The organism is Alsobacter sp. P4_H11 (assembly GCF_056400925.1).
On the sequence record NZ_JBFUKI010000003.1, the window covers coordinates 252,400 to 277,584 of the forward strand.

Sequence of the window (25,185 nt, forward strand, 5' to 3'; positions counted from 1 at the left end):
GCATAGCCGTTAGGGTTAACATTTGGTAAAGGCTGCGCAGCCGTGGGGCGTGTGCCACATCGGAATCAGTTTTGCGGGAGCTTTGTGCGTGCAGCGTCGTCGTTTCGTACCGTCCCTCGTCCTTGCCGCCGCCGCGTGGATTGGCGGCGCGTTGGTCGGCCCCGCGCAAGCGGCCGGGCTTTTCGAGATGTTGTTCGGTGGGGCGCCTTCGCACCCGCAGGTCCGCGCTTACGCCCCGCTTCCACCCGTCTCCATTCCGGCCTGGGAGGTTCCGTCTTCCAGGCGCATGTCGGAACGGCGGGCGTTGACCCGGGTGGACGCCCCGACCCGCGAGGGCGCGGCGCGCGTCGTTTCGGTCCATTCGGGCGGTGCGGGCTTTTGCGTGCGCGCCTGCGACGGCTTTTATTTTCCGCTGGGCGCCAAGGCGCAGGACGGAAAGAGCGACGCCGAGATGTGCTCCTTCGTGTGCCCGGGTACGCAGATGGAGGTGTTTCGCAGCCGCGGCGAGGACATGAGCCTCGCGGTCGGGGTCACCGGCCGGCTGTACAAGGACCTGCCCAGCGCCTTCGCGTATCGCAAGGCCAGCATCCCGGCCTGCGGCTGCCAGAAACCCGGCTCCTATGCGGAATGGGCGAAGCGGCTCCTGGCCGATCCGACCCTGAAGAGCGGCGATATCATCGTGAACGAGCAGAGCGCGGCGCTGTTCACCGGTTCGGTCCGTCGCGACGGGCCGATCAGGACGTCGCAGCTGCGCGACATCCAGGGCTCCGGCGAAGCCCGCAAGGCCGACCAGCGCGACGCCGACCGGCTGCTCGGCTTCTCGTTCCGGCGCGAGATCGCCAGGAACTCCGGATTTGAATACGCCAGCGCGCGCGAACCGATCAGCATCGTCGTGGTGGCGTCCCGCTCGGCCGCGCTCGCACCGGCCGCAGTGGCTGCGCCAGCGGCGATCAGCAGCAGCGCCGTCGCGAAAAGCGCTGCGGCGCGGGCCGCCGCGACGCCTGTGGCCGCGACGTCGGTCGCCGCGACGTCCGTCGCCGCGATCGCGCCGGCGCGGGTCGTGCTGTCCTCGCCGTTCGTGCGCTGATCAGCCGGCGGCCTTGTCGGCGACACCGTCACGCAGGGCGCGGCGCAGCACCTTGCCGACATTCGTCTTGGGCAGGGCGTCCACGAACTCGATGCGGCGCGGGACCTTGTAGGGCGTCAGGTTTTCCTTGCAGTAGGCCCGGATCGCCTCGGCCGTGACGGCGTGGTCCTTCTTGACCACATAGGCGACCACGGCCTCGCCCGAGTGCTCGTCCGGCACCCCGATCACGGCGGATTCGAGCACGCCGGGGTGGGAGGCCAGAACATCCTCGACCTCGTTCGGGTACACGTTGAACCCGGACACGAGCACCATGTCCTTGATGCGGTCCACAAGCCGCACCTGGCCGTCCGCCTGCAGGACGCCGATGTCGCCGGACCGGAAGAAGCCGTCGGCTGTTGTCACCTTGGCGGTCTCGTCGGGGCGGTTCCAGTAGCCCGCCATCACCTGCGGGCCCTTGATGCAGAGCTCGCCCGGGATGCCGGTCGCGCATTCCTGGCCGTCGGATCCGCGGATCGACACCTCGGTGGAGGGCACCGGGTATCCGATCGTGCCGGAGAATTCCTGCAGGTCGAGCGGGTTGGCGCAAACCACGGGCGACGTCTCGGACAGGCCGTAGCCTTCCACGATCGGCTTGCCGGTGAGCGCCTTCCAGGCCTTGGCGACGGCCTGCTGGGTGGCCATGCCGCCCGACACCGAAAACGCCATGTGGGAGAAGTCGACCGTCTTGATGTCGGGATGGTTCAACAACGCGTTGTAGAGGGTGTTGACCATCACCATGCAGGTAAACGGCCGCGATTTCAGCGTCTTGATCAGTCCCGGAATGTCGCGCGGGTTGGTGATCAGAAGCTGGCAAGCGCCGATGCGGCACATGAACATGCAGCAGGCCGTGAGGGCGAAGATATGATAGAGCGGCAGCGCCGTGACCATGATCTGGTCGTCGCCGCGCATGAAGGGCCGCATCCAGGCGTCGCATTGCGCCACGTTGGCGGCGATGTTCCGGTGCAGCAGGGTGGCGCCCTTGGAGACGCCGGTCGTTCCGCCCGTGTACTGCAGGAAGGCGACGTCGCCGGGCTCCACCGCGACGGGTTGCAGCGCGCGCGCCTTGCCGGTGGCCACGACCTCCGCGAAGGGCGTCATGGTGGGCAGCTTGAAGGGCGCGACGGCCTTTTTCACGTAGCGCGAGACGATGTCGACGATCTTGCCCTTGAGACCGAGCAGATCGCCCGGGCGGACAACGACGACGCGCTGGAGCTTCGTAGACGGAAGGGCCTGCTCCACCGTGTGGGCGAAATTCTCCAGAACGAACAGCACCGTCGCGCCCGAGTCGTTGAGCTGGTGCGCGAGCTCGCGCGGGGTGTAGAGCGGGTTGACGTTGACCACCGCGCAGCCGGCAAGGAGCACGCCGAACAAGGTGGGCGGATAGGCCGCCACGTTCGGCATCATGATGGCGATGCGGTCGCCCTTGCGCGCGCCGTTGGACTGCAACCAGGACGCGATGGCGTCGGAAAACACGCCGAGCTGGCCGTAGCTGAGGCGGACGCCGAAGCTCTCGACCGCCGGGCGCCCATTGAAGTTGCGCACGCTGTCGCGGAACATGTCGACGAGCGTCCCGACCGCCTCCACGTCGATCGTGGCCGGAACATTGGGCGGGTAATGGTCGAGCCACGGAAGTTTGAGGCTCGCCATCGCCCGCGCGGTTTCGACCATGACGTCCTCCCTCAGATGTTCACTCCGGCTTTTTGCGCCAGATGGTTCATAATTAAACTATCTTTGCGACCCATGGGAAGCCCTGAAGCTTACCCGACGATCTCCCGAAATTGCGAGCGGATCTGGCGCCCGGAGAGATCCCGACCGATCGCAAAGTGGACATCAAACCGGCGCCCATCAAATTTGCTAGCAGGTTTGCTCAAGCTATGATGTCCCTGATTGCGTCGGCTTCCCCTTGCACGCGATGCTGATCCAGGACCGGGTGCGATGACGAGGCCGAATTTTCTCCGCCGACGATTTTCCATTGCGGTTCATCTCGCGATTTTCGGCTTGGCGATCGTGATCCCGATCGCGTTGGCGGGGTTGATCGCGTCCATCGGCCTCGCCGAAGCCGAGCGGGCGCGGCTCGAAGATCATGCGCAGCAGATCGCACGTTCGCTGGCGCGCAATCTCGACCGGGAGTTCGAGTTTCTTGTCGCGTCGCTGCAGGCGCTCGCGACATCGCCGGCCGTAGCCGCCGGCGACTTCGCGACCTTGCACGCCCAGGCGCAGAAAATCCTGCCGGGGCGCAGCCCGGTGATCACCGTGCGCGCGGCGGACGGCAAGCTGGCGTTCAACACCGAGGCGCCCTGGGGCGCGCCGCTCCCGATCGGCAACGACCCGGCGATCCGTGACGCGGCCGACAGGGCGATGGCGAGCGGCGCGCCGACCATCACGAACCTGTTCACAGGCGTGATGACCAAAACGCAGTTCGTGATGGTGGTGGTGCCGATCACCGTGAACGGGCGAACCGACCATACCATCAACGTCGCGGCGCAACCGAACGCGATCACGGCGGCGCTGAAGCTTGCCGACATGCCGCCTGACTGGATCGTCTCGGTGACGGACGGCGCGAGCAAGGTCGTGGCGCGCTCGCGCCAGCCGGAGCGGTATGTCGGATCAACGGCCTCGGCGGCGTTCCAGGCCAATGCGGCGGCCGGCAAGACCATGTGGAGCGGCGTGACGCTGGACCGCGCGGACGTGCTCACGCTGTCGGAGCGCACCGTACATGCGCCTTGGCGCGTCTCCGTTTCGGTGACCAGGGCTTCGCTCGAGGCTCCCCTGCGCAAGGCGTTGGGCGGCGTCGCGGCGCTCACGGGGCTCGGCCTGGCAGGCTCGCTCGCCTTTGCGTTCGCGTACGGGCGCCGGCTCTCGCGCCCCATCCAGGCGGTGGCGTCCGCGGCTGCGACGCTCACCTCCGAGGCTCCGGCCTGGCCGGCCACATCGTCCATCGCCGAGGTGCAGGAAATTTCGGCCGCCCTGATGACCACCGCGGACGAACTCAAGATGCGGGCCGCCCAGCGCGACCTCGCCCTGCGTTCGGCCGAGGACGGAGAGCGGCGGCTGCGCGCCACCTACGAGAACGCCAGCGTCGGCATCGGCGAGATCGATCGCGACGGCCGCTTCATCGCGGTGAACGACGCGCTGTGCCGCATCACGGGCCGTGAGCGCGAGGACATGATCGGGCGGCGCTTCCAGGAGTTGAGCGACGAGGACGACCTGCGGGATGACCTCCTCAACTTCGCCCAGCAACGCGACCGCGCCCGCCCCGCCTATGTGGTCGAGAAGCGGTTCCGCCGCCTGGATGGCGAGTTGCGGTGGGGTCGCGTGTTCAGCGCGGCCGTCTGCTCGGATGGCGCGTTCGCGTATGCGGTGAGGGTGGTGCTGGACGTCACCGAGGAGCGGCGCGCCTCCGAGCATCAGGCGCTGCTGATCGCCGAACTGAATCACCGGGTGAAGAACACTCTCGCGGTGGTGCAATCCCTCGTGCACCAGACGCTGAACTCGACGTCCTCGCCAAAGCAATTCCGCGACGCCCTCACGGGCCGCATCATGGCGCTGGCGCGCTCGCACGAGCTGCTGAGCGAGTCGGAGTGGCGGGGTTCAACTCTCGAAGCCGTGCTGCGCACCTCGCTCCAGGCGAATGACGGGCCCGATTTCACCCGCACGGCGCTGAGCGGCCCGCGGATCCGCGTCGGGCCGCGCTCGGTAGTGTCGCTGTCGTTGACGCTGCACGAGCTCGCCACCAACGCCACCAAATATGGCGGACTGTCGCGCCCCACCGGAGCCCTGGCGGTGTGCTGGTCCGAAATCGACGCCGGCAAGGCGATCCAGCTCGACTGGCGGGAGACCGGCGCCCGCGACCCTGGCGCGGAGACCGGCACGGGGTTCGGCAGCCGGCTGGTGCGGCTCTGCATCGAGAACGAGATGGGCGGACGCTACGAAACGGCGTTCAGCGACGGCGGGTATCACCTCACGGCGACGATCCCGCTCGCCGCCATCGCGCGCTAGGCGGGACGACCGGAGACCTCAGGCCTCGGCGCCGGCCGTGCGCGGCGCGAAGGGAGCCGCCACTACGTTGGGCGACCGCGCTTCACGGCGCTCTGCGGCCGAGCGCTCCGAGGCGGGACGCTCCGGCGCGGTGCGTTCCGCGGCGGGTCGCTCCGTGCCGGAACGCTCGGAAGCGGCCGTCGAGCGCTCCGCCGGCGCCGGGCGCTCCGGGGCAGTCGGGCGGCGTTCGCCGTCGCGGGTCGCGAAGCGCTGCAACGCGCCGATGCCCTCGATGTCGTCCAGGAAAGCGCTCAGCGCGGTTTCGTTGGCCTGCGGGGTCGACTTGTTGGGCAGACCCTCCATGGCCAGCGAGCGGTCGCTCCAGGTCTCGTCCTCGGTCACTTCCGGCCCGAACCAGGCCGGAGGCCAGAACCGCGACACGTCCTCGCCTTCGGCGAACTCGACGTCGATCAGCTCCACGGGCTGGGACGTGAGCAGCCGGGTGAGCTGCACCATGCGGCCGCCCGCATCCATGCGGGTCCGCTCGAAACCGATGCGCGCCGCGCAGGATTCCAGCAGCGCCTCCGCATGCCGACGGGGAACGTCGAAACGCTCCTCGTTGGAGGGGCCTTCGCCATCGCGGGTGATCAGCACCAGCGTGCTGCTCTGCTGGCCGATCTCCACCGCCTGCTGACGGTCGGACTGGCCGGGGAAGTAGCCTATGACCGAACGGTCAGAGATGCCGCGCTCCTTGCGGGCGAGCCGCGCGAGCGCCGGCGAGACAAGAAATCGACGATTCGATTTCATGGCCTTCTCCTCTTCAAACACAACGCAGGAGGCCCAGGCGGGTCCGCTTTCGACAGCAACACTGCGCGACCGAACCGGATTCGTCAATTCGCTCAATGGTTCTTGGTCGTATTCCGCACCCGTCGTGGGCCATATCAACCTAAAAGGCAGCGTATTCAGCTGTAACGCTTCAGCTTGATATTCCACAACATGCGAGTTTGTTTGTTGATCGTTGATAGGCCGCTTGTGGGCGCGAGCGAACTACGCGGCGTCCTTGGCGGTCTCGGCGATCTCGAGGTCGATCCGGCACACCACGCCATCAGGCTCGAAATCGACCCTGACTTCGCCGACGTCGCCGAAGGCCCGAGCCATCAGGCGCGTGCCGAATCCGGGGCGCGACCCAGGCGCGGCCACGGGCGGCCCACCGCGCTCGCGCCATGTCAGCGTCAGTGTCGGGCCCGACACCGCCGGTGCGGTCGCCCACGTGATCGACACGCTGCCGTCCGGAACCGAAAGAGCGCCATACTTTAATGCGTTGGTGCACAACTCATGCAGCACCATCGTCATGCCGAGCACCTCGGAGGGCCGCAGATGCAGGGGCGCGCCGGCCAGCGCCACCCGGCTCTCGTGGTCGACCACCAGCGGGCCGGTGACGGCGCGGATCAGCGCGTGCAGCTCCGCGCTTTCCCAGCGCTCGGAGGTGAGCACGTCGTGCGTGCGCGCCAGGGCGGCGATCCGCGCGAGATAGTCCGGCAGGATCTCGCGTCCCGGGCTCGACTTGTTCAACGTGCTGGCCGCGATGGCGTGCACGGTCGCGAGCGTGTTCTTGACCCGGTGGGCGAGCTCCCCGGCGAGAAGCTCCCGCTGGTCCTGAGACCGCACGATCTCGTCCATCATGCGGTCCAGCTCGGCGCCGAGTTCGCCGATTTCGCCATGCCGGGCGCTGAACCCCGTGCGGGCGGTTCTGTCGCCATCGCGCCAGCGCCGCAAAGTCGTGGTCACGGCCTCGACCGGCCGCACGAAGAACCTCCGCCCCGCGAGCCAGGTCGCTCCGAGCGTGGCGATCGCGCCAAATGCGGCGAGAAGGCCGCCCAAGCGGGCCGCGCGGCTCACGGTCCCGAAGCTCACCTCGGTGGACAGCCCGGCGCTCACGTAGAGGTCCGAGAGCGGGTCGACGACCGGCACGTAGCCCAGCACGCGCGAGGTGCCGTCCTGGCTGTCGATCACTTCGGCGCCCGGAGCCGACGCCTTCACGAGCCGCAGGAAGGGATCCGGGATCTTCGCGCCGACGAAGCGCTCAGGCAAAGGCTGCCGAACCAGGATGGCGCCGTTGACGTCCGCCACCGTCAGCGAGCCGCCGGGCGGGACGCCCCTGTCCCTGATCACATCGCCAAGCCACGCGAGATCGATCGCCGCCACCACGACCCCCGTCGGCGTCTTTGCGGAGTCTCGCATGGCCAGCGCCACTGGCAGGACGGGTTTCCCGGAGAACCGGCCCACCGTGTACTGCCCCAGCACGATGCCGCTGTGGCGCAGGGCGTCCCGGAAATACGCGCGATCGCCATAAAAGGCGTTTTCGGGCGGAGGCGTCGAGCCGCAGCGAAACCGTCCGGCCGTGTCGATCACAGTCAGCCCGATCAGGTGCGGCAAGTCCGGCTGGAGAGCGGCGAGGTAGGACGAGCATCCCGGATCGGCCATGTCGCGGACGCCTTCGGCCCGCGACACGGCTACGAGCAGGTTCTGAACGCCAGAGATGATGCGGTCGAGCTCGGACGACGCCAGAACGGCGCTCCGCGTCGCAAGATCGAGGATCTCGGCTTTCCGCGAGCGATCGATCTGAAACTGCGTGTAGCCCAGGACGAGGAAGCCCGGCAGAAGCGCCGCCACCGAGAGGGCCAGCAGCCGCAGCCGCAGGGATGCGCCTTTGCCCAGCGGCCTCCACCGCACCGTCATATGCCCCCCGGCCTATATCAGAGGTTGTGACAATGAAGCACGGGCGCTGCAGCTGTCCACCCCCCGCCTCTCTCCGGAGCGCTGGCGCGCCGCCAGGGCGCCAATGCGACCATCGGCGTTTCCATGCAGGCCGCGCAGTGCTTTAGTGCCGCCAACGAGCGATTCAAAAACAGGCGCAGGGACGAGAAATGAGCACGGCCGCCGATACGCATCACCACCCTGCGACCACGAGCCTCACCGAAATGGAGATCGAGCACGGCCTGCCGGCAGGCTGGGGCGAAGGCTGGTCGGCGCGACTCGTGTTCTGGATCGCGCTCGCGTTCTCGGTTTTCCAGATCGCCACCGCGGTCTACGCCATCCTGCCCGCGCAGGTGCTGCGGTCCGTGCATGTCGGCTTCCTCGTGCTGGTCGGCGGCGCTCTCATCGCCAACCACAAGGCCCCCAACTCCGCCCTGAAGCTGCTGGGCTGGGCCGTGGCGCTCATCGGCTTCGCGGCGGGGCTATATCACTGGGTCTTCTTTATCGACCTCGTGAACCGCGCCGGCGAACTCACCACGGCGGACTTCGTCGTCGGCGTCACCACGCTGGTGATCCTCTTTGCGGTGGCGTGGATGCTGATGGGCGCGGCGCTGCCGCTGATCTGCCTCGCGTTCCTGGCCTACGGCATGTTCGGCCACCTGCTCCCCGCCCCGCTGGACCACCGCGGCTACAGCCTGGACCAGATCGTCGAGCAGATGTCGTTTGGCACTGAGGGCATCTACGGCACGCCGACGGGTGTCTCGGCGACCTACATCTTCCTGTTCGTGCTGTTCGGCGCCTTTCTGGAGCGCGCCGGCATGATCCAGCTCTTCAACGACGTGGCGCTCGGCCTGGTCGGCTGGGCCAAGGGCGGCGCCGCCAAGGTGGCGGTGGTGTCCTCCGCCTTCATGGGGACGATCTCGGGCTCGGGCGTCGCCAACGTGGTGACGGTGGGCCAGTTCACGATCCCGCTGATGAAGAAGTTCGGCTACAAGTCGTCCTTCGCGGGCGGCGTCGAGGCGACGGCCTCCATGGGCGGGCAGATCATGCCGCCCGTGATGGGTGCGGTGGCGTTCATCATGGCCGAGAACATCGGCGTGCCCTACGCCGAGATCGTCAAGGCGGCCATCATCCCGGCCATCCTGTATTTCGCCTCGGCGTTCTGGATGGTGCATCTGGAAGCCGGCAAGGAGAACCTGCGCGGCATGCCGCGGTCGGAGCTGCCGAGCCCGCTCGCGGCGCTGAAGCGGCAATGGCACCTCGTGCTGCCGCTCGCGCTGCTGATCTACATGCTGATGCACGGCTTCACGCCGCTGTTCGCCGGCTCGGTCGGGCTTGCGCTGACGGTGGTGATGATCCTCGGCGCCACGGTGGCGCTGGGGCTCGGCTCGCAGGCGTTCCGCGTCGCATTCTGGATCGTGATCGGCCTGCTGACAGCCTCGTTCCTGAAGTTCGGCGTGCTCGTGCTGGTCGGCCTCGTGGCGGCGCTGGTCGTCGTCAACCTCCTGAGCCGCGGCGGCCGCGAGACGCTGGCCATGTGCCGCGACGCGCTGGCGGACGGCGCCCGGCAGGCGCTTCCGGTCGGCCTCGCCTGCGCGATCGTGGGCGTCGTGATCGGCACGCTGACGCTCACCGGCTCGGCCACCATCCTGGGCAGCTACATCGTGTCCTTCGGCAAGGCGTCGCTGTTCGCCTCGCTGGTGCTCGTGATGGTGACGTCCATCATCCTGGGCACGGGGCTTCCGACGATCCCGACCTACATCATCACGGCGTCGCTGGCTGCTCCCGCCCTGCTGCAGCTCGGCGTGCCGCTGATCGTCAGCCACATGTTCGTGTTTTACTACGGCATCATCGCCGACCTGACGCCGCCGGTGGCGCTGGCCGCGCTGGCGGCCGCGCCGATCGCCAAGGCGTCGCCCGACGCCATCGGCTGGCAGGCGACCCGCATCGCGCTCGCGGGCTTCCTGATCCCGTTCATGGCCGTCTACGAGCCCTCGCTGATGCTGCAGAACGGCGGGGCCATTGCGGCGGCCTACGGCTACTGGGTCGAGGTCGCGGTGGTGTTCACCAAGGCCATGATGGTGATCGCCATGTCGGGCATCGCGGCCATCGGCTTCCTGAAGGTGCGTACGAACCTGATGGAGCGTGTGCTGGCCGGGCTCTCGGCCGCCCTGCTGATCAGCGATTTCTCCTACAGCGACACGATGGGCTTCGTGCTCGGGCTGGTGGTGATCGCCTTGAACGTGACGCGTGGAGCGAAGCTGCAGAGTGCGGCGGCCTGAGCGCCTCTCGCAGTTCATCCACCGTCATCCCCGGCGACCTGCGCAGCAGGTCGGGAAGGGGATCCAGGGGCAAAGGCGCTCACCCCTGGATCCCCTTCCCGGCGCTTCGCGCCGCCGGGGATGACGGAGAGGAAGCCAAGCGCCTGCGTGCCTGGCGCCGAAGGCCGCCGCCCTACCCCCGCGCGGCCTGGGCGAAATCGGCCAGCAGGTCCTCGGGGTGTTCCAGCCCCACGGATAGCCGCAGAAGGCCTTCGGTGATGCCGAGCTCCTCGCGGGCCTCGCGCGTCAGGCGCTGGTGCGTGGTGGTGGCCGGGTGGGTGACGATGGTCTTGGCGTCGCCGAGATTGTTGGAGATCTTGACGATCCGCAGCCGGTTTCCGAACGCAAAGGCGCCGGCCTTGCCGCCCGTCACCTCGAACGCCACCATGGTGCCGCCGCTGCCCATCTGGCGCTGGGCCAGCCCGTGCTGCGGATGGTCGGCGCGGCCCGGATAAAGCACCTTGCCGATCCCCGGGAGCCGCGAAAGCTGGTCGGCCACGAGCGCCGCCGTATGCGCCTGACGGGCGACCCGCAGGGGCAGCGTCTCCAGACCTTTCAGCAGCACCCAGGCGTTGAAGGGCGACAGGGCCGGGCCGGTCTGGCGCAGGAGATTGTGGACATTGTCGTTGATGAAGGCGGCCGAGCCCAGGATCACGCCGCCGAGACATCGCCCCTGCCCGTCGATGTGCTTGGTGGCGGAGTACACGACGCAATCGGCCCCGAGCCGCAGCGGCTTCTGGTAGATCGGCGTCGCCAGCACGTTGTCGACCACGAGCTTCGCGCCAGCCGCATGCGCGATCCCGGCCACGGCCTCGATGTCGATGATCTCGAGCGTCGGGTTAGTGGGGCTCTCGAGAAAGAACACTTTGGTGTTGGGCCGGGCCGCGGCGCGCCATTGCGCGAGATCGGTTCCGTCCACCAGCGTCGACGCGACGCCGAAGCGCGGCAGCAGATCCTCGACGACGTAGCGACAGGAGCCGAACAGCGCCTTGGCGGCCACCACATGGTCGCCGGCTTTCACGAGGCCCATGAGGGCCGCCGTCACGGCCGCCATGCCGCTCGCGGTGGCGCGCGCCGCCTCGGCGCCTTCCAGCAGCGCCATGCGGCTCTCGAACATCGCCACCGTGGGGTTGGAGAAGCGCGAGTAGATGAAGCCCGGATCCTCGCCGTTGAAGCGGGCCTCGGCGGCCTCCATGGTGTCGTAGGCGAAGCCCTGGGTAAGAAACAACGCCTCGGACATCTCGCCGAAGGACGATCGCATGCCGCCGCCATGCACCAGCAGCGTGTCGGCGTGCAGGTTGGCGGTTTCAAAGCGGCTGTCGTCGGGCATGACCGATCTCCGGACACAAAAAATCCGGCCGGATCATAAAAGACCGGGCCGGACATGCGTCGCCCCGGCCTTTTAGCATTTTTTACGTGGATGCAAGCCGGCCGGCACAAAGACCACGATGTCCACACCTGCTTACGCCTGCGCCGCCGCCGTGGTCAACGGTTGTTTGCGCCGGGCCTGCGATGCGCTAGTGGATGGGAAAGCCCCTTGGGGCGCTCGCGCCAGGACCCAGCCTTGACCCGCAAGCCCGGCATTCTTCCCTCGCAGGCCATCGAGGCGCTCGTCTCGGCTGGACATATCCGCACGGATGCGCCGCTCGCGGCCGGGCAGATCCAGCCCGCGAGCCTGGACCTCCGCCTCGGCCGGCGCGCCTTCCGGGTGCGGGCCAGCTTCCTGCCCGGGCTGAAGACCAGCGTCGAGGAGCGCATCGCGCAGCTCTCGTTCCACGAGATCGACCTGACGCGCGGCGCCGTGCTGGAGACCGGGGCGGTCTACATCGCCGAATTGGGCGAAAGCCTCGATCTGCCGGACGACATCGCGGCGGGCGCGAACCCGAAGAGCTCCACCGGGCGGCTGGACGTGTTCACGCGGGTGATCGCCAACGGGGCGACCGAATTCGACCAGATCTCGGCCGGCTACAAGGGGCCGCTCTACCTCGAAATCTCGCCCCGCACCTTCCCGGTGCTGGTGCGCACCGGCTCGCGCCTGTCGCAGGTGCGGTTCCGGTCCGGCGCGGTGAGGCTGGACGACGCAGAGCTCGCGGCCCTGCACGCGCGCGACCGGCTGGTGACCTCGGCCGAGCCCTCCATCCAGAACGGCGTGGCGGTGAGCGTCGACCTCGTCGGCTTCGGCCCGGACCGGCTCGTCGGCTACCGGGCGAAGCGCTACACCGGCCTCGTCGATGTCGATGCAGTGGGGGCGCGGGCGGTCGAGGACTACTGGGACCCGCTCCATCTCAAGGGCGAGGGCGAGCTGATCCTCGATCCGGGCCAGTTCTATATCCTGGCCTCCAAGGAAGCCGTTCACGTGCCGCCCGACTACGCGGCCGAGATGACGCCCTTCGATCCGCTCGTGGGCGAGTTCCGCGTGCATTATGCGGGCTTCTTCGATCCCGGCTTCGGCCATGCGGGCGCGGGCGGCGCCGGCAGCCGCGCCGTGCTGGAGGTGCGCTCGCGCGACGTGCCGTTCATCCTGGAGGACGGCCAGATCGTCGGACGCCTCGTCTATGAGCGCATGGCCGAGCGCCCGGCGGCGCTCTACGGCTCGGGGCTGGGCTCCAACTACCAGGCCCAGGGCCTCAAGCTTTCCAAGCATTTCAAGGGCGGCTAGCGCCTTGCGGGGCGCGCCGATTCCGCCCTATAAGGGCGGGCGCGCGGGCGTAGTTCAGTGGTAGAACGACAGCTTCCCAAGCTGTATGTCGAGGGTTCGATTCCCTTCGCCCGCTCCAATTTCTCCTCATGATTGCGTCTGATCAACCCCATCGCCCCCGTGCCGCCGCGGGGCACAAAGGGACGTGTCGCACATCCTGCGCCGACGCATTCGAGGCATGCGCGGACTTAGCCGCAATGGGCCGTGACTAAGCCTTCAGGACATGCCAGCCTAGTCCTCGATACCAGGCCGCATAAGGCCGGATCGCAGTGGAGGAAACCATGACCCAAGACGATTCCGTCGGGGCTTCCCGGCGTGGCTTGATGCTCGGCTCTGCGGCGGCGGCTGGCGCCGCGGCGCTTTTCGGCGGGATGGGGGTGAGCCCCTTCATGGCGGCCGCCATGGCCAAGGAGGCGGGCCGGTCCTCGAAGCCGCTCAAGGCCGCTTTCTCCAACGCCGGCCTCCAGGCCACCTGGTGCGCCCAGGGCAAGCAGGCCGCCGAATACTGGGGCAAGCTCTTCAACGTTGAAGTAACCTGGTTCGACGGCCAGCTCGACGCCGTGAAGCAGCGCTCCGCCATCGACAACATGGCCTCCCAGAAGTGGGACTTCGTCGCCATCCAGGCCTTCGGCATCGGCACGCTCACCGCGCCCGTGAACCGGATGATCGAGGGCGGCACGCCCGTGATCGACATGGACACGCTGATCGCGCCGCTGGACTCCATCAACGTCCACACCTTCCTGGCGCCCGACAACGAGTTCATGGGGGCCTCGGTCACGCAGGCGCTGGTGGACGCCATCGGGGGCGAGGGCAAGGTCATCATGACGCAGGGCGCCCTCGGGCACACCGGCGCGCAGGGCCGGGCGCGGGGCTTCGACTCCGTTGTGAAGAAGTTCCCCAAGATCGAGGTGCTGGAAACGCAGCCGGCCGACTGGGACGTCACCAAGGCGGTGCGGCTGTGGGAGAGCTATCTCACCAAGTACCCGAAGATCGACGCCGCCTTCTTCCACAACGACGACATGGCGCTGGCCGCCTACAACGTCATGAAGGCCAAGGGCCGGACCGAGATCAAGATCGGCGGCGTCGACGCCATGCCGCCCGCGATCGCGGCGGTGAGCGACGGGCGCATGTTCGCGACGGTGCGCAACCCCTCCTGCCGCATCCATGGCGGCGCGATCATCGCGGGCGTTGCGGCTGTGATGAACGGGGCCAAGACTGGAACCGACATCCCCAAGCACATCATCACGGACGGGCCGGTGGTCACCAAGGCCAACGCGGCCGGAATGGCGTGGATGGAAGAGCAGTTCCTGATCTGACGGGGGCCGCGCCATGGCGGTCGAGCCCATCCTCGAACTGGTCGGCATCTCCAAGGCGTTTGGCGGAGTCCAGGCGCTGCGGGATGTCGACCTGGCGCTCGCGCCCGGCGAGATCCACGGCCTCGTGGGCGAGAACGGGGCGGGCAAGAGCACGCTCATGAAGATCATCGCCGGAGTCCACCCGGACTTCGTCGGGATCATGCGGGTGCGTGGCCGCGAGGTGCGCTTTCGCGCCTCGCGGGACGCGCTGGCGGCCGGCATCGGGATGGTGCACCAGGAGCTGAGCATCGCGCCGGACCTGAGCGTGGCCGAGAACGTCTATCTCGGCGCGCAGCCCACCAACAGCTTCGGGATGGTGGACTGGGGCGCGATGCGCCGCGGCGCGCGCGAGCTGCTGTCGCGGCTTGGGCTGGAAATCGACGTGGACGCGCCGGCCGGCCTCCTGCCGATCGGCGTTCAACAGCTCGTCGAGCTCGGGCGGGTGCTGTTCTCGGGCGCCGAGGTGATCATCCTCGACGAGCCGACCTCGGCCCTGTCGCCGCCCGAGACGGAGCGGCTTTTCGGCGTGCTGCGCCGCCTCAAGGAGGAAGGCCGCAGCATCATCTTCATCTCGCATTTCCTGGACGACATCCTGCGGATCTCGGACGTGGTCTCGGTGTTCCGCAACGGCCGCAAGGTCGTGACCGAGCGCGTGTCGCCGGCCACCGACAAGAGCTGGCTGATCGAGCGCATGATCGGCGCGCAGGCGGCGGACCTCGAGGAAAGCTGGATGGGCTCCATCCAGCTCGCGACGCCGCGGGATGCGCCGATCGCGTTCGAGGCCGTCGGCCTTTCGCACGCGCCGGCGTTCCGGGACGTCAGCTTCCAAGTGCGGGCCGGCGAGGCGCTGGGCGTCTACGGCTACATGGGCTGCGGCCAGATCGAGCTGTCGCGCGCGCTGTTCGGCAAGATCCAGCCCAGGCGCGGAGCCATGCGCATCGGCGGCCAGCCGGCCCGGCTCGCCGGAACGGCCGCGGCCAAGCGGGCCGGCATGGCCTTCGTGCCTGAGAGCCGGCGCGCCATGCTGTTTTCCGAGGAGCCGATCTACCGCAACATTTCGATCTCGATCCTCGAGACGATCTCGCGCCTGTGGGTGAAGCCCGACCGAGAGCGCGCCATCGCGGCCGGCCACATCGGGACGCTCGGCATCCGCGCGCCCGGCCCCGGGACGCGGCTCGGTGCGCTGTCGGGCGGCAACCAGCAGAAGGTCGCGCTCGCGCGCTGGCTCACCCGCCCGCCCCGCGTGCTCGTGCTGTGCGAGCCGACCCGCGGCATGGATGTCGGGGCCAAGGAGGATGTCGTGCGCATCGTGCGCTCGCTCAAGGAGCAGGGCATCGCCGTGATCGTGCTGTCGACCGAGCCCGAGACGGTTCTGTCGATGGCGGACCGCATCCTGGTGCTGCGCCGGGGCGAGGTCGTGCGGGAGTTCGCCGACATGGCGATCTCCAAGGAGGATCTGCTCGCGGCGGCCTGACACAGGTCGCCGCCATTGCGGCAGGCCGCTGATTTCATCCCGGGGACCCGTTCATGGACGCTGCATCCGCCACGCAAAGCCGGCCTCCCCTCGCCAACCGGGCCGGCCGATGGCTGAGCCATCGCCTGCGCAACATCGCGCCGCTGCTGACGCTGCTGTTCCTGATCCTGTTCTTCTCGATCGCGAGCCCGTCCTTCACCAGCATGGGTAATGTCTGGAACATCCTGCAGCAGGTCTCGGTGACGGCGATCATCGCGGTCGGGCTCACCTTCGTGATCCTGACGGCCGAGATCGACCTCAGCGTCGCGGCCGTCGCCAACGCGACCGGCATCGTGGTGGCGTTCTTCACCCTGCAGGACGCGAGCGTGGCGATCGCCAACCTGCCGCTGCCGGGCCCCATCGCGATCCTGCTTGCGCTCGCGGCTTGCGGCCTGCTCGGGCTCATCACGGCGGTCGGCGTGACGCGGATCGGCATCCCGTCCTTCATCATGACCCTGGCGATGATGCAGATCGGCGCAGGCGTGAGCGCGCTGCTGGTGCGCGGCCAGATCGCCTATTCGGTGCCGCCGCTGATCACCACGCTGGGCTCGCGGTCTTTCCTGGGCGTGCCCTGGATCGTGATTGTGGCGGCCCTGTTCCTGCTGGTCGCCCACCTCGTGCTCACCTACACGCGCTTCGGCCGCTACGTCTACATGGTGGGCGGCAACCGCGAGGCGGCCGAGAACTCGGGCGTCAACGCCGGCCTGGTGGTCGGCGCCGCGCTGGTGATCTCGGCCATGTGCTCCGGCGTCGCCGGCATGTTGGGCGTGGCCTATTTCGGCAGCGCGCAGCAGAACGAGTTCGACAGCTACCTCCTGGACGCCATCGCGGCCGTGGTGGTGGGCGGCACCAGCCTGTTCGGCGGCCGGGGCGGCATCGGCAACACCATCCTGGGCCTCTTCGTGCTGGGCGTGCTCAACAACGGCCTCGACCACGTGAACATCGACAGCTTCCTGAAGATCCTGATCCGCGGCCTCATCCTGCTCGCCGCGCTGGTGATCAACGTCTACGCCGAGAAGCTGCGCACGGGAGATCGCGGCGCGGGTTGAACCGCGCGCATGAGCGTGTCATCTGATGAAACGCATTTTGCTGATTGGCAGGATGCGTGCTGCGTGGTAACCCTTGGGCCAAGAAGACTGCGCCCAAGGGAGTGCGCCTGTGGCGAATTTTCAGCTCGGCGGCGTCTCTGTCGCCCGCGTCGAGGAGGTGCTGGAGCAGGGCTTCGAGCCCCGGTTCCTGCTGCCCGGCTTCGACGCCGCGCTGCTTGAACGTCACCCCCAGCTCGCCGGCCCCAACTTCTTCCACGCCGGCAGCGGCAAGGTGATGTCGAGCATCCAGTCCTGGCTGATCCGGCTGCAGGGCAAGACGATCCTGGTGGACACCTGCTCGGGCAACGGCAAGGCGCGCGCGCTGCCGCTGTTCCGGCGCTTCCACATGCTGGACTTTCCCTACCTGGACAATCTCGCGGCCGCGGGCGTGCGGCCCGAGGACGTCGACATCGTGTTCTGCACGCATCTCCACATCGACCATGTCGGCTGGAACACGCGCCGGGACGGCGATCGCTGGGTCCCGACCTTTCCGAACGCCCGCTACCTCTTCGGCCGGGCCGAATATGACCATTGGCGCGAGGGCGGCGACGGGCGCGCGCGCCTTCCAGAGAACGTCGACGTGATCCGCGACAGCGTCGATCCCGTCGTAGAGGCGGGGCTGGTCGACTTCGTGGAGGACGGCGACGAGATCCTGCCGGGCCTCAAGGTCGTGGCCGCGCCGGGGCACACGGCGACGCAGCTCAACCTCGTCTACGAGCGCGATGGCGAGAGCTTCGTGTGCTCGGCCGACGTGCTGCATCAGCCCATCCAGATCTATGCGCCGGACCTGAACAGCTGCTTCTGCGAGGACCAGGACGCCGCGCGCGAAACGCGCCTCAAGTTGCTGGAGCACTGCGCCGACACGGGCGCATTGCTGCTGCCCTCCCATTTCGGCCCGCCGCATGCGGGCTTCATCGGCCGCCGTCCGGGCGGCTTCACGTTCAAGCCGGCCGACGCCGCCGGCCATTGACAGAGGGCGGGCGCGAGCCTGCCCGAGGAGATCGCACGTGGGTTACACCATCACCGAGAAGATCCTGGCCCGGGTGTCCGGCAAGGAATTTGTGAAGGCCGGCGACGAGGTCATGGCCAAGCCGGACTTCGTGATCGCGTATGATTTCCCCGGCTACACGGACGTCTACTTCAAGCAGATGAAGGAGGACTTCGGCATCGAACGGGTCGCCGAGCCGGACCGCTACGCCATCTTCATCGACCACATGGTGCCGGCGACAACGCCAAAGGAGGAAGAACTCCATATCGGCACCCGCAAGTGGTGCGCCGAGAACGGCGTCGCGCTGTATGAGCGCAAGGGCATCGGCCATCAGGTGGCGGCCGAGGTGGGCTACGCCGTGCCGGGCGCCTTCGTGGTGCATTTCGACGGCCATATCAGCCAGCTCGGCACCTTCGGGACGCTCGCGATGGGCATCCGCCGCAACCTGCTGGAGGCGTTCGTGCGCGAGCGCATCTCCATCAAGGTGCCGCAGACCGTGCGGGTGAACCTGCGCGGCACGCTGCAGAAGGGCGTGATGGCGCGCGACGTGTTCCACCATCTCGTGCGCACGCTGGGCCCGGCCTCCTGCCGCTTCCAGGTTCTGGAGATCGGCGGCCCTGCCCTCTCGCAGATCTCCACCGAGGGGCTGCAGACCATCACCGGGCTCGCGATGTTCACCGGCGCGGTGACGGCGATCGTGAACCCGGACGACGTGCGCCTCGCCTACGCGATGCCGCGCGCCAAGAAGAAGATCGAGCCGGTGTGGAGCGACCCGGACGCCGAATACGCGGCCGTGCACGACCTTGACCTCACCGACCTCGAGCCGCTGGTCGTGATCCCGCCGACGCCGGCGAATTCGCGCAACCTGTCCGAATTCCTCGGGCTGGAGATCAACGCCGGCTATCTCGGCTCCTGCGCGTCGGGGCGGCTGGAAGACCTGCGCATCGCCGCCAAGGTGCTGGAGGGCCGGCAGGTGAAGGCCGGGTTCCAGCTCAACGTGGTGCCGACCAGCCAGGAAATCATGGCGGCGGCCGGGCGCGAGGGGCTGATCTCCATCCTGGCCGAGGCCGGGGCGTTCATCTCGTCGCCGAGCTGCGACTACTGCTTCGGCCGCATCGCCACCATGTCGGCCAACCAGCGGGCGGTCTCGACCGGGACGCTCAACGTGCGCGGGCGCATGGGCAGCCCGGATTCGGAGATCTACCTCTGCAACGCCGCCACGGTCGCGGCCTCGGCCATCGAGGGCGCGATCGCCGACCCTCGCAAATATCTCTGACGGGAGGACGCCATGGCGCTGAAACCGCTGCACGGCCGCGTCGCCTTCGTGTTCGACGAGGAGAACTTCGACGTCGACCAGATCGTCGGGGTCAAGAACATCAAGATCACGGACGTGGACGAGCTCGCCAAGGTGGCGATGCTCTCCTACGACCCGGACTTCCACGCGAAGGTGAAGACCGGCGACGTGATCGTCGGCGCGCACAACTTCGGCTACGGCCACCCGCATTACCCGCCGATGCGCGCCATGCGGCATCTGGGGGTGAGCGGCGTGATCGCCGAGTCCTTCTCGCCCGGCTACTGGCGCGGCGAGATCAGCATGGGCTTCCCGCAGGCGAGTTGCCCCGGGATCCTGTCGCTCGTGGACCGCTGGGACGAGATCGAGGTCGACTGGGACGCCAACCTCGTCCGCAACCTCACCAAGGGCCGCTCGCTGCCGATGGAGCCGCTGTCCTACGCCGACCGCGAGATGCTGGATGCGGGCGGCCTCGTTCCCTACCTGAAGCGCCCCGTCGCGGCCGTGTAGCCGCCGCACCCCCCTCAAGGAGCCACCACCATGCCGTTCACCGGACACCAGGATTTCCGCGCCAAGGTGCTGGCGCAGAAGACGCATTGGGCCGCCGGCGCGTATGACGCCCTGTCGGCGCGCTTCATCCAGGCCGCCGGCTTCGACGCCCTGCTGACCAGCGGCTTCGGCGTTTCCGCCTCGCTGCTCGGCATGCCGGACGCCGAGCTCTACACGATGACCGAGAACCTCGGCGTCGTCCGCAACGTCACCAACGTGGTCGACATTCCGGTGATCGCCGACATCGACACCGCCTATGGCAACGCCATCAACGTGATGCGGACCATCCGGGAGTTCGAGGCGACGGGCGTCGCGGCGGTGATCATGGAAGACCAGGTCGCGCCCAAGCGCTGCCCGATCTGCGTCGGCGGGGTCGAGACCATCCCGATGGACGAGGCCGTCGGCAAGATCAGGGCCGCCGTGGAGGCGCGCCGCAACCTGAACATGCTGATCGTCGCCCGCACGGACGTGGCCACCGAGGCCGAGGCCATCGAGCGCGCCAAGGCCTATGTGGCGGCCGGCGCGGACGTGATCCAGCCGATCAGCCGCACCTTCAAGACCATCGAGGGCCTGCGCGCGCTGCGCGAAGCCTGCGGCGTGCCGCTGTCGTTGCAGATCCTGGGCTGGCTGGAGAAGAACCTGTCCCCGGACGAGATCGCCAGCGTGGCCGGGCTCGCCACCTTCCCGCTCGTGCCGCTGATGAGCATCGCGACCGCGCTGCAGGAAAACCTCGCCGCGCTGGTGCGCGACAAGACCACCAAGAACCTGCCGCGGCCGACCATGGGCCACGACCCCTTCATCGAGATGATCGGCTTCAAGGAAATCGAGGCGCTGCAGCTGAAGTACCTCACTGCGCCGCCGCCGAAGGCCTTCGCGGCGGAGTGAGGGGCGCGCTCTTTACCCTCCCCTCGAGGGGGAGGGTCGCCGCGCAGCGGCGGGGTGGGGTGACTCCGGGCGTGGATCACCCCGCCAACAACGCCCTCCCCCGGCTGCACCCCACCCCGCCGGCCTTTGGCCGTAGACCCTCTCCCTCAAGGGGAGGGTGGGTTGCGCCCCTTACGACAGGTACGCTTCCAGCACTTCGGGGTTCTGCTTCAGCGCGTCGGGCGTGCCTTCGACGACGATCTGGCCGCGGCGCATGACGTAGCCGTAGTCGCAGACCGAGAGCGCGATGGCGGCGTTCTGCTCCACTAGCAGGATGGACTGGCCCTCGCGGTGCAGCGCCACGATGGCCTGGAACACGAGGTCGACGATGGAGGGCGCGAGGCCCATCGAGGGCTCGTCCAATACCAGCATCTGCGGCCGGGTCATCAGCGCGCGGCCGATGGCGAGCATCTGCTGCTCGCCGCCGCTGAGCAGGCCGGCCTTTTGCAGGCGCCGCTCGGCCAGGCGCGGAAACAGCGTGTAGACCTTGTCGAGCAGCTCGGGGTCCGCGTTGCGGCCCGCAAAGGCGCTGAGGCCGAGATTCTCTTCCACGGTGAGCGGCGCCACCACCATGCGGCCTTCCGGCACCAGCGCGAGGCCGGAGCGCACCACCTTGTGCAGCGGCAGCCGCGAGATTTCGGCGCCGTCGAGGCTGATGGAGCCCGACACCGGCCGGTGCAGCCCGGCGATGCTGCGCAGCGTGGTCGACTTGCCGGCGCCGTTGGCGCCCAGCACGACGCAGAGCGAGCCGGCCTTGACCTGGAGGTCGATGCCCCGGACGGCCTGGATCGCCCCGTAGCTAGCGGAGAGCTTGGATACGGTCAGCATCGTTCTTGCGTCCGAAATAGGCTTCCTGCACGGCCGGGTCGGCGATGCAGGTCCTCGGGTCCCCTTCGGCCAAGAGGCGGCCGAAATTCATCACCGTACAGCTGTCGCAGAAGGCGGTGACGAGGCTCATGTTGTGCTCGACCATCAGGATGGTGAGGCCGGCGTCGCGCAGCTCGTGGACGAGGCGGCCGACCGCCTCCGCCTCGGAATGGTTCATGCCGGCCGTGGGCTCGTCGAGCAGCAGCAGCTTGGGGTCGGAGCCGAGCGCGCGGGCGATCTCGATGCGGCGCTGCTCGCCATAGCTCAGCGTCTCGGCCAGCTCGTCGGCGCGATGCGCCATCGCGACCCGGTCCAGCAGATGCAGGGCCTGCTCGCGGGTCGAGCGCCAGGCGGAGGACGCGGCCGGGAGGCCGAGGAAGGACGACCACAGCGAGACGCCGCGGCGCAGGTAGCAGCCGGTCATCACCTGCTCGAGCGCCGTCATGCCGCTGAACAGGCGGACATTCTGGTAGGTGCGCGAGATGCCCTTGGCGGCGATGTCCTGCGGGGCCATGGCCTCCAGCTTCGCGCCGTTGAAGCGGATGCTGCCGGCGCTCGGGTGGAAGAGCCCGGTGATCAGGTTGATCACCGTGGTCTTGCCGGCGCCGTTGGGGCCGATCAGGCCATGGACGCTGCCCTGGCGGACATGGGCCGTGAGCCCGCCCACGGCGGCGACGCCCCCGAAGGTTTTCACGACCTGGTCGAGCACGAGGAGGGGGCCGGCGTCACGCATGGGCGGCGGGCTCCGCGGCGCGCTTGGCTTCGGTTTCTTCCCGCAGCCGGGCGGCCTTCTTCAGCCCCCAGGCGCGCGGGTCGATGAGGCCGCGCGGCAGGAAGATCATGATCAGCAGCAGCACGACGCCCTTCGCGACGTCCTCGATCTGCGGCACGATGGCCTGCATGGTGGTGGGCAGCGCCGTGAACACGGCCGCGCCGATGATCGGCCCGAGCCAGTGGAAGGAGCCGCCCAGCACCGTGGAGGCGATCATCGTGAAGGCGATGCCGATGAAGTAGGTCTCGGGCGAGATGAACTGCAGCGTGAACGCCAGGGCCGCGCCGCCGAGGCCGCCCACCACGCCGCTGATCAGGAAGGCGATGAACTGGATGCGATAGGGGCTGATGCCCATGGTGGACGCCACCGCGGCGTCCTCGCGCACGGCCCGGGAGGCGAGGCCGAACCAGGACCGGTGCAGGCGCCAGAACACCACCGTGCACAGCGCCAGCAGAATGGCGAGTTCCAGAGGCTCGACGCGCACCGGCACGATCAGGCCGTTGACGCCGCCGGTGAGCGCCGGCGCGTTCAGGGCCGTCACGCGGGTGATGAGCACCAGAGCGAGGCTCGCCAGCGCCATCCAGTGGCTCTCGAGCCGCAGAAACGCGAAAGCCACCACGGCGGCCGCAAAGCCGCCGCCCAGCGCCGCGGCCGGAAACGCCGCCCAGAGCGGCAGGCCGAACTTGCCGGAGAGCTGCGCGGCCAGGAAGCCGCCCACGGCGGCGAACACCACCGTGGTGAAGCTCAGCACGCCGGTCGACAGCACCGCATAGGTCGAGAGCGCGAACAGCGCGTTGACCATCGCGAAGGTGACGGTGCTGCCATAAGCGGCCCAGAGGTCGAGGAGCGTCTCCATCTCAGGCCCGCACGAAGCTGGCGCTGCCGAACAGGCCGCGCGGACGGGCGATCAGGAAGGCGAGCAGCAGCATGTAGGTGAAGCCGTCGCGGAAGCTCGTGGAGATGTACTGGGCGACGAAGACCTCGATGATGCCGAGGCAGATGCCCGCGATGGCGGTGCCGCGCACGTCGTCGTAGCCGCCGACCACCACGGCCGCGAAGCCCTTCAGCATCAGGCCCTCGCCCAGCGTGAAGGACACGTTGGAGGTCGAGATGCCGCCGAGCACGCCGGCGAGGCCGGAGGTCGCGCCCGCCAGGAAGGCCGTGAGCAGGATCACCATGCGGGCGTTGACGCCGCCAAGCGCCGCCGCGACCTCGTTCCAGCCCACCGCCCGCATGGCCGCGCCGATGCGGGTCTTCTGGATCAGCAGGTGGATGCCGATGGTGCAGAACAACAGCGCCAGGATGGTGATGATCTGCATCTGCGGCACGCGCAGTGGGCCCATCACGACCATCTGGTTGGGGTAGCTCGCGGCCGGAAAAGCCAGGCTCTGCTGGCCGGTCGCGAAACCGGCCAGGCTGTCGAGGATGATCCAGAACGCGATGCTGGTGATCAGCGCGCCGAGCATGCCGGTCTTCTTGGCCCGGAGCGGCTGGAAGCCGATCTGGTCCACGACGACGGCCAGGAGGCCGCCGCCGATCACGCCCGCCGCGATCGCGACCGGGAACGGGACGCCGAAGCGCTCCACCGCGTAGTAGCCCGCGATGGCGGCCCAGCTCGCATAGGTCCCGTGCGCGGCGTTGAGGATGCCGAGCGTGGAGAAGACGAGGCCGAAGCCGATCCCGAACAGGGCGTAGAGCGAACCCAGCGCCCAGCCGTTGATCAGCTGCTCGACGAAGAGCTGCATCACTTGTTCTCCCAGCGCACGACCTTTCCGTCCGCCGTCCAGGCGGCGATCAGGGAGTTCTGGACTTCGGCCTGGCCGTTCACCATCGGCACGCCGCCATAGACGTTGTAGTCGATGGACTGGATCTTGCCGATCGAGGCCGCGAGGTCCTCACGCGTGGGCTTGCCGTCGAGGGCCTTCATGCCCTGCGCGATGTAGTAGAGCGAGGTGTAGCCCTGGGCCGAATAGGTATCCGGGGCCTCGCCGAACTTCTTGGTGTAGCCCTCGACGAACTTCTTCGCCTCTGGGGTGCTGGAGATCTCGGACGAGAAGATGATCGGGAACGGGATGCCGGCCAGCGGCGCGCCGATCTTCTTGAACACGGGCGCGGGCGAAATCACGTCCGAGGTAGCGATCTTGCCGGCGTAGCCGCGAGAACGCAGCGCCGCGATAATGCCGGCCGCCGGGGTCTGCGTGGTCCAGACCATGATGAGGTCCGGGTTCGTCGCCATCGCCTGGGTGGCCGGGGCGGTGAAATCCGTGTCGGCGGACAGGATGCTGACCACGCCGACATTCTTGACGCCGGCGTCGTCCATCACCTTCTGAGCGGCCTTGAGCCGGTTCTGGAAGCCCTCGTTGTCGGCGTTGACGAAATACGCCACCGTCTTGGGCTTCAGGGTCTCGGCCAGCACCTTGGACATCTTCACTTCCTGCGGGCCGGGCAGGCCCACGATGGAGGTGACGAAGGGCGGCTGCGGCAGGCCGGGCAGCGTCGCGCCGTAGATCACGAGCGGCAGCTTGGCGTTGGTGGTGACCGGCTTCAGGGCGGCGGCCACTGGAGACAGGATGCAGCACGTCACCGCGACGACGTTGCGGTCGGCCGAGAATTGCGTGAGCGCCTGCACGGCGCGAGCCGCGTCGGAGCCGCTTTCCTTTTCGCTGAGCTTGAGCTTAACGCCCTGCCCGATCCAGCCGCCCTCGTTGATCTCGTCGACCGCGAGCTGCGCGCCGCGATGATAGGACACGCCGGCGGCCGCCAGCGGGCCGGTGTTCTCGGTGATGAAGCCGACGCCGTATTCGCCGGCCGCCGGAGCGGCGGCGGCGGTTCCGGCATAGCCGATTGCGAGCGCCGCGGCGCCGGCCAGAACGCCACGCAATTTGCGCGCGGCTGCGGAAGCTTTGCTCATGTTCCCTCCCCGATCTTTCGCGTGATCTTGCTGATCATCGTCGAACC

The 25,185-nt window shown here is 68.3% G+C and carries 20 protein-coding genes, 1 tRNA gene and 1 riboswitch; of the genes, 12 read left to right on the forward strand and 9 right to left on the reverse strand.

Annotated elements, in window-relative coordinates; genetic code table 11:
• Positions 1-88 precede the first annotated feature (88 nt).
• Positions 89-1,087 carry a DUF2865 domain-containing protein gene (locus AC1DSZ_RS06915; protein ID WP_476837634.1) on the forward strand — a complete coding sequence of 333 codons (999 nt, stop codon included), beginning with the start codon at positions 89-91 and terminating at the stop codon, positions 1,085-1,087.
• On the opposite strand, the gene AC1DSZ_RS06920 is transcribed toward AC1DSZ_RS06915, so the two are convergent.
• Positions 1,088-2,794, reverse strand: a complete 1,707-nt coding sequence (locus AC1DSZ_RS06920; protein ID WP_476837635.1) for an AMP-binding protein — start codon at positions 2,792-2,794, stop codon at positions 1,088-1,090. It lies immediately after the preceding gene.
• Positions 2,795-3,133: 339 nt separating this feature from the next.
• On the opposite strand from AC1DSZ_RS06920, the gene AC1DSZ_RS06925 reads away from it, so the two are divergent.
• Positions 3,134-5,125, forward strand: a complete 1,992-nt coding sequence (locus AC1DSZ_RS06925; RefSeq protein ID WP_476837815.1) for an HWE histidine kinase domain-containing protein — start codon at positions 3,134-3,136, stop codon at positions 5,123-5,125.
• A gap of 18 nt (positions 5,126-5,143) precedes the next feature.
• Here AC1DSZ_RS06925 and AC1DSZ_RS06930 read toward each other — a convergent pair whose 3' ends face one another.
• Both AC1DSZ_RS06930 and AC1DSZ_RS06935 read right to left on the reverse strand, forming a co-directional pair.
• A complete protein-coding gene (locus AC1DSZ_RS06930) occupies positions 5,144-5,911 on the reverse strand; it encodes a CYTH domain-containing protein (protein WP_476837636.1) in 768 nt (255 codons plus the stop codon).
• A 240-nt stretch (positions 5,912-6,151) separates the two neighbouring features.
• Positions 6,152-7,843, reverse strand: a complete 1,692-nt coding sequence (locus AC1DSZ_RS06935; RefSeq protein ID WP_476837637.1) for an HWE histidine kinase domain-containing protein — start codon at positions 7,841-7,843, stop codon at positions 6,152-6,154.
• Between the two features lie 188 nt (positions 7,844-8,031).
• Between AC1DSZ_RS06935 and AC1DSZ_RS06940 the strand changes: the two genes are divergently transcribed.
• A complete protein-coding gene (locus AC1DSZ_RS06940) occupies positions 8,032-10,143 on the forward strand; it encodes a TRAP transporter permease (protein ID WP_476837638.1) in 2,112 nt (703 codons plus the stop codon).
• 172 nt (positions 10,144-10,315) lie between these two features.
• Here the strand turns inward: AC1DSZ_RS06940 and AC1DSZ_RS06945 are convergent, their stop codons facing one another.
• Positions 10,316-11,512, reverse strand: a complete 1,197-nt coding sequence (locus AC1DSZ_RS06945; protein ID WP_476837639.1) for an O-succinylhomoserine sulfhydrylase — start codon at positions 11,510-11,512, stop codon at positions 10,316-10,318.
• A gap of 52 nt (positions 11,513-11,564) precedes the next feature.
• Positions 11,565-11,639, reverse strand: a riboswitch (SAM riboswitch).
• 107 nt (positions 11,640-11,746) lie between these two features.
• Between AC1DSZ_RS06945 and AC1DSZ_RS06950 the strand changes: the two genes are divergently transcribed.
• The 9 genes from AC1DSZ_RS06950 (at position 11,747) to AC1DSZ_RS06990 (ending at position 20,549) form a co-directional block, all read left to right on the forward strand.
• Positions 11,747-12,841: a 2'-deoxycytidine 5'-triphosphate deaminase gene (locus tag AC1DSZ_RS06950; RefSeq protein ID WP_476837640.1), complete on the forward strand. Its 1,095-nt coding sequence runs from the start codon at positions 11,747-11,749 to the stop codon at positions 12,839-12,841.
• 43 nt (positions 12,842-12,884) lie between these two features.
• Positions 12,885-12,959, forward strand: a tRNA-Gly gene (locus AC1DSZ_RS06955).
• 202 nt (positions 12,960-13,161) lie between these two features.
• Positions 13,162-14,196 carry a sugar ABC transporter substrate-binding protein gene (locus tag AC1DSZ_RS06960; RefSeq protein WP_188516278.1) on the forward strand — a complete coding sequence of 345 codons (1,035 nt, stop codon included), beginning with the start codon at positions 13,162-13,164 and terminating at the stop codon, positions 14,194-14,196.
• 13 nt (positions 14,197-14,209) lie between these two features.
• Positions 14,210-15,709: a sugar ABC transporter ATP-binding protein gene (locus tag AC1DSZ_RS06965; protein ID WP_476837641.1), complete on the forward strand. Its 1,500-nt coding sequence runs from the start codon at positions 14,210-14,212 to the stop codon at positions 15,707-15,709.
• Between the two features lie 53 nt (positions 15,710-15,762).
• On the forward strand, positions 15,763-16,797 hold the full coding sequence (locus AC1DSZ_RS06970) for an ABC transporter permease (RefSeq protein WP_476837642.1): 1,035 nt from the start codon (positions 15,763-15,765) through the stop codon (positions 16,795-16,797).
• A gap of 109 nt (positions 16,798-16,906) precedes the next feature.
• Positions 16,907-17,806, forward strand: coding sequence for an MBL fold metallo-hydrolase (locus tag AC1DSZ_RS06975; RefSeq protein WP_476837643.1), 900 nt, complete (start codon positions 16,907-16,909; stop codon positions 17,804-17,806).
• A 37-nt stretch (positions 17,807-17,843) separates the two neighbouring features.
• Positions 17,844-19,100, forward strand: a complete 1,257-nt coding sequence (locus tag AC1DSZ_RS06980) for a 3-isopropylmalate dehydratase large subunit (RefSeq protein ID WP_476837644.1) — start codon at positions 17,844-17,846, stop codon at positions 19,098-19,100.
• A 12-nt stretch (positions 19,101-19,112) separates the two neighbouring features.
• A complete protein-coding gene (locus tag AC1DSZ_RS06985) occupies positions 19,113-19,625 on the forward strand; it encodes a 3-isopropylmalate dehydratase small subunit (RefSeq protein WP_476837645.1) in 513 nt (170 codons plus the stop codon).
• 30 nt (positions 19,626-19,655) lie between these two features.
• The gene (locus AC1DSZ_RS06990) at positions 19,656-20,549 is read left to right on the forward strand and encodes an isocitrate lyase/PEP mutase family protein (protein ID WP_476837646.1); all 894 of its coding nucleotides are present in this window, start codon (positions 19,656-19,658) and stop codon (positions 20,547-20,549) included.
• A 171-nt stretch (positions 20,550-20,720) separates the two neighbouring features.
• Here AC1DSZ_RS06990 and AC1DSZ_RS06995 read toward each other — a convergent pair whose 3' ends face one another.
• Genes AC1DSZ_RS06995 through AC1DSZ_RS07015 form a run of 5 tightly spaced genes read right to left on the reverse strand, consistent with a single transcriptional unit; the run spans position 20,721 to position 25,138 of the window.
• Complete coding sequence (locus tag AC1DSZ_RS06995; protein WP_476837647.1) at positions 20,721-21,416, reverse strand: ABC transporter ATP-binding protein; 696 nt, start codon at positions 21,414-21,416, stop codon at positions 20,721-20,723.
• Entirely contained in the window at positions 21,388-22,188 is an 801-nt protein-coding gene (locus AC1DSZ_RS07000) for an ABC transporter ATP-binding protein (RefSeq protein ID WP_476837648.1), read from the reverse strand. The genes AC1DSZ_RS06995 and AC1DSZ_RS07000 overlap by 29 nt, the downstream gene beginning before the upstream one ends.
• Entirely contained in the window at positions 22,181-23,083 is a 903-nt protein-coding gene (locus AC1DSZ_RS07005) for a branched-chain amino acid ABC transporter permease (RefSeq protein WP_476837649.1), read from the reverse strand. Before AC1DSZ_RS07005 ends, AC1DSZ_RS07000 begins: the two co-directional genes overlap by 8 nt.
• Position 23,084: 1 nt before the next feature.
• A complete protein-coding gene (locus AC1DSZ_RS07010; protein WP_476837650.1) occupies positions 23,085-23,972 on the reverse strand; it encodes a branched-chain amino acid ABC transporter permease in 888 nt (295 codons plus the stop codon).
• Positions 23,972-25,138, reverse strand: coding sequence for an ABC transporter substrate-binding protein (locus AC1DSZ_RS07015; protein ID WP_476837651.1), 1,167 nt, complete (start codon positions 25,136-25,138; stop codon positions 23,972-23,974). The genes AC1DSZ_RS07010 and AC1DSZ_RS07015 overlap by 1 nt, the downstream gene beginning before the upstream one ends.
• Between the last annotated feature and the right edge of the window lie 47 nt (positions 25,139-25,185).

Excerpts from the sequence above, each read along its gene's own strand:
- AC1DSZ_RS06945 (WP_476837639.1), bottom strand. The coding sequence starts at position 11,512 with ATGCCCGACGACAGCCGCTTTGAAACCGCCAACCTGCACGCCGACACG.
- AC1DSZ_RS06960 (WP_188516278.1), top strand. The coding sequence starts at position 13,162 with ATGACCCAAGACGATTCCGTCGGGGCTTCCCGGCGTGGCTTGATGCTC.
- AC1DSZ_RS07015 (WP_476837651.1), bottom strand. The coding sequence starts at position 25,138 with ATGAGCAAAGCTTCCGCAGCCGCGCGCAAATTGCGTGGCGTTCTGGCC.
- AC1DSZ_RS06995 (WP_476837647.1), bottom strand. The coding sequence starts at position 21,416 with ATGCTGACCGTATCCAAGCTCTCCGCTAGCTACGGGGCGATCCAGGCC.
- AC1DSZ_RS06965 (WP_476837641.1), top strand. The coding sequence starts at position 14,210 with ATGGCGGTCGAGCCCATCCTCGAACTGGTCGGCATCTCCAAGGCGTTT.
- AC1DSZ_RS06990 (WP_476837646.1), top strand. The coding sequence starts at position 19,656 with ATGCCGTTCACCGGACACCAGGATTTCCGCGCCAAGGTGCTGGCGCAG.
- AC1DSZ_RS06930 (WP_476837636.1), bottom strand. The coding sequence starts at position 5,911 with ATGAAATCGAATCGTCGATTTCTTGTCTCGCCGGCGCTCGCGCGGCTC.
- AC1DSZ_RS06985 (WP_476837645.1), top strand. The coding sequence starts at position 19,113 with ATGGCGCTGAAACCGCTGCACGGCCGCGTCGCCTTCGTGTTCGACGAG.
- AC1DSZ_RS06970 (WP_476837642.1), top strand. The coding sequence starts at position 15,763 with ATGGACGCTGCATCCGCCACGCAAAGCCGGCCTCCCCTCGCCAACCGG.
- AC1DSZ_RS06920 (WP_476837635.1), bottom strand. The coding sequence starts at position 2,794 with ATGGTCGAAACCGCGCGGGCGATGGCGAGCCTCAAACTTCCGTGGCTC.
- AC1DSZ_RS07005 (WP_476837649.1), bottom strand. The coding sequence starts at position 23,083 with ATGGAGACGCTCCTCGACCTCTGGGCCGCTTATGGCAGCACCGTCACC.
- AC1DSZ_RS06935 (WP_476837637.1), bottom strand. The coding sequence starts at position 7,843 with ATGACGGTGCGGTGGAGGCCGCTGGGCAAAGGCGCATCCCTGCGGCTG.
- AC1DSZ_RS07010 (WP_476837650.1), bottom strand. The coding sequence starts at position 23,972 with ATGCAGCTCTTCGTCGAGCAGCTGATCAACGGCTGGGCGCTGGGTTCG.
- AC1DSZ_RS06940 (WP_476837638.1), top strand. The coding sequence starts at position 8,032 with ATGAGCACGGCCGCCGATACGCATCACCACCCTGCGACCACGAGCCTC.
- AC1DSZ_RS07000 (WP_476837648.1), bottom strand. The coding sequence starts at position 22,188 with ATGCGTGACGCCGGCCCCCTCCTCGTGCTCGACCAGGTCGTGAAAACC.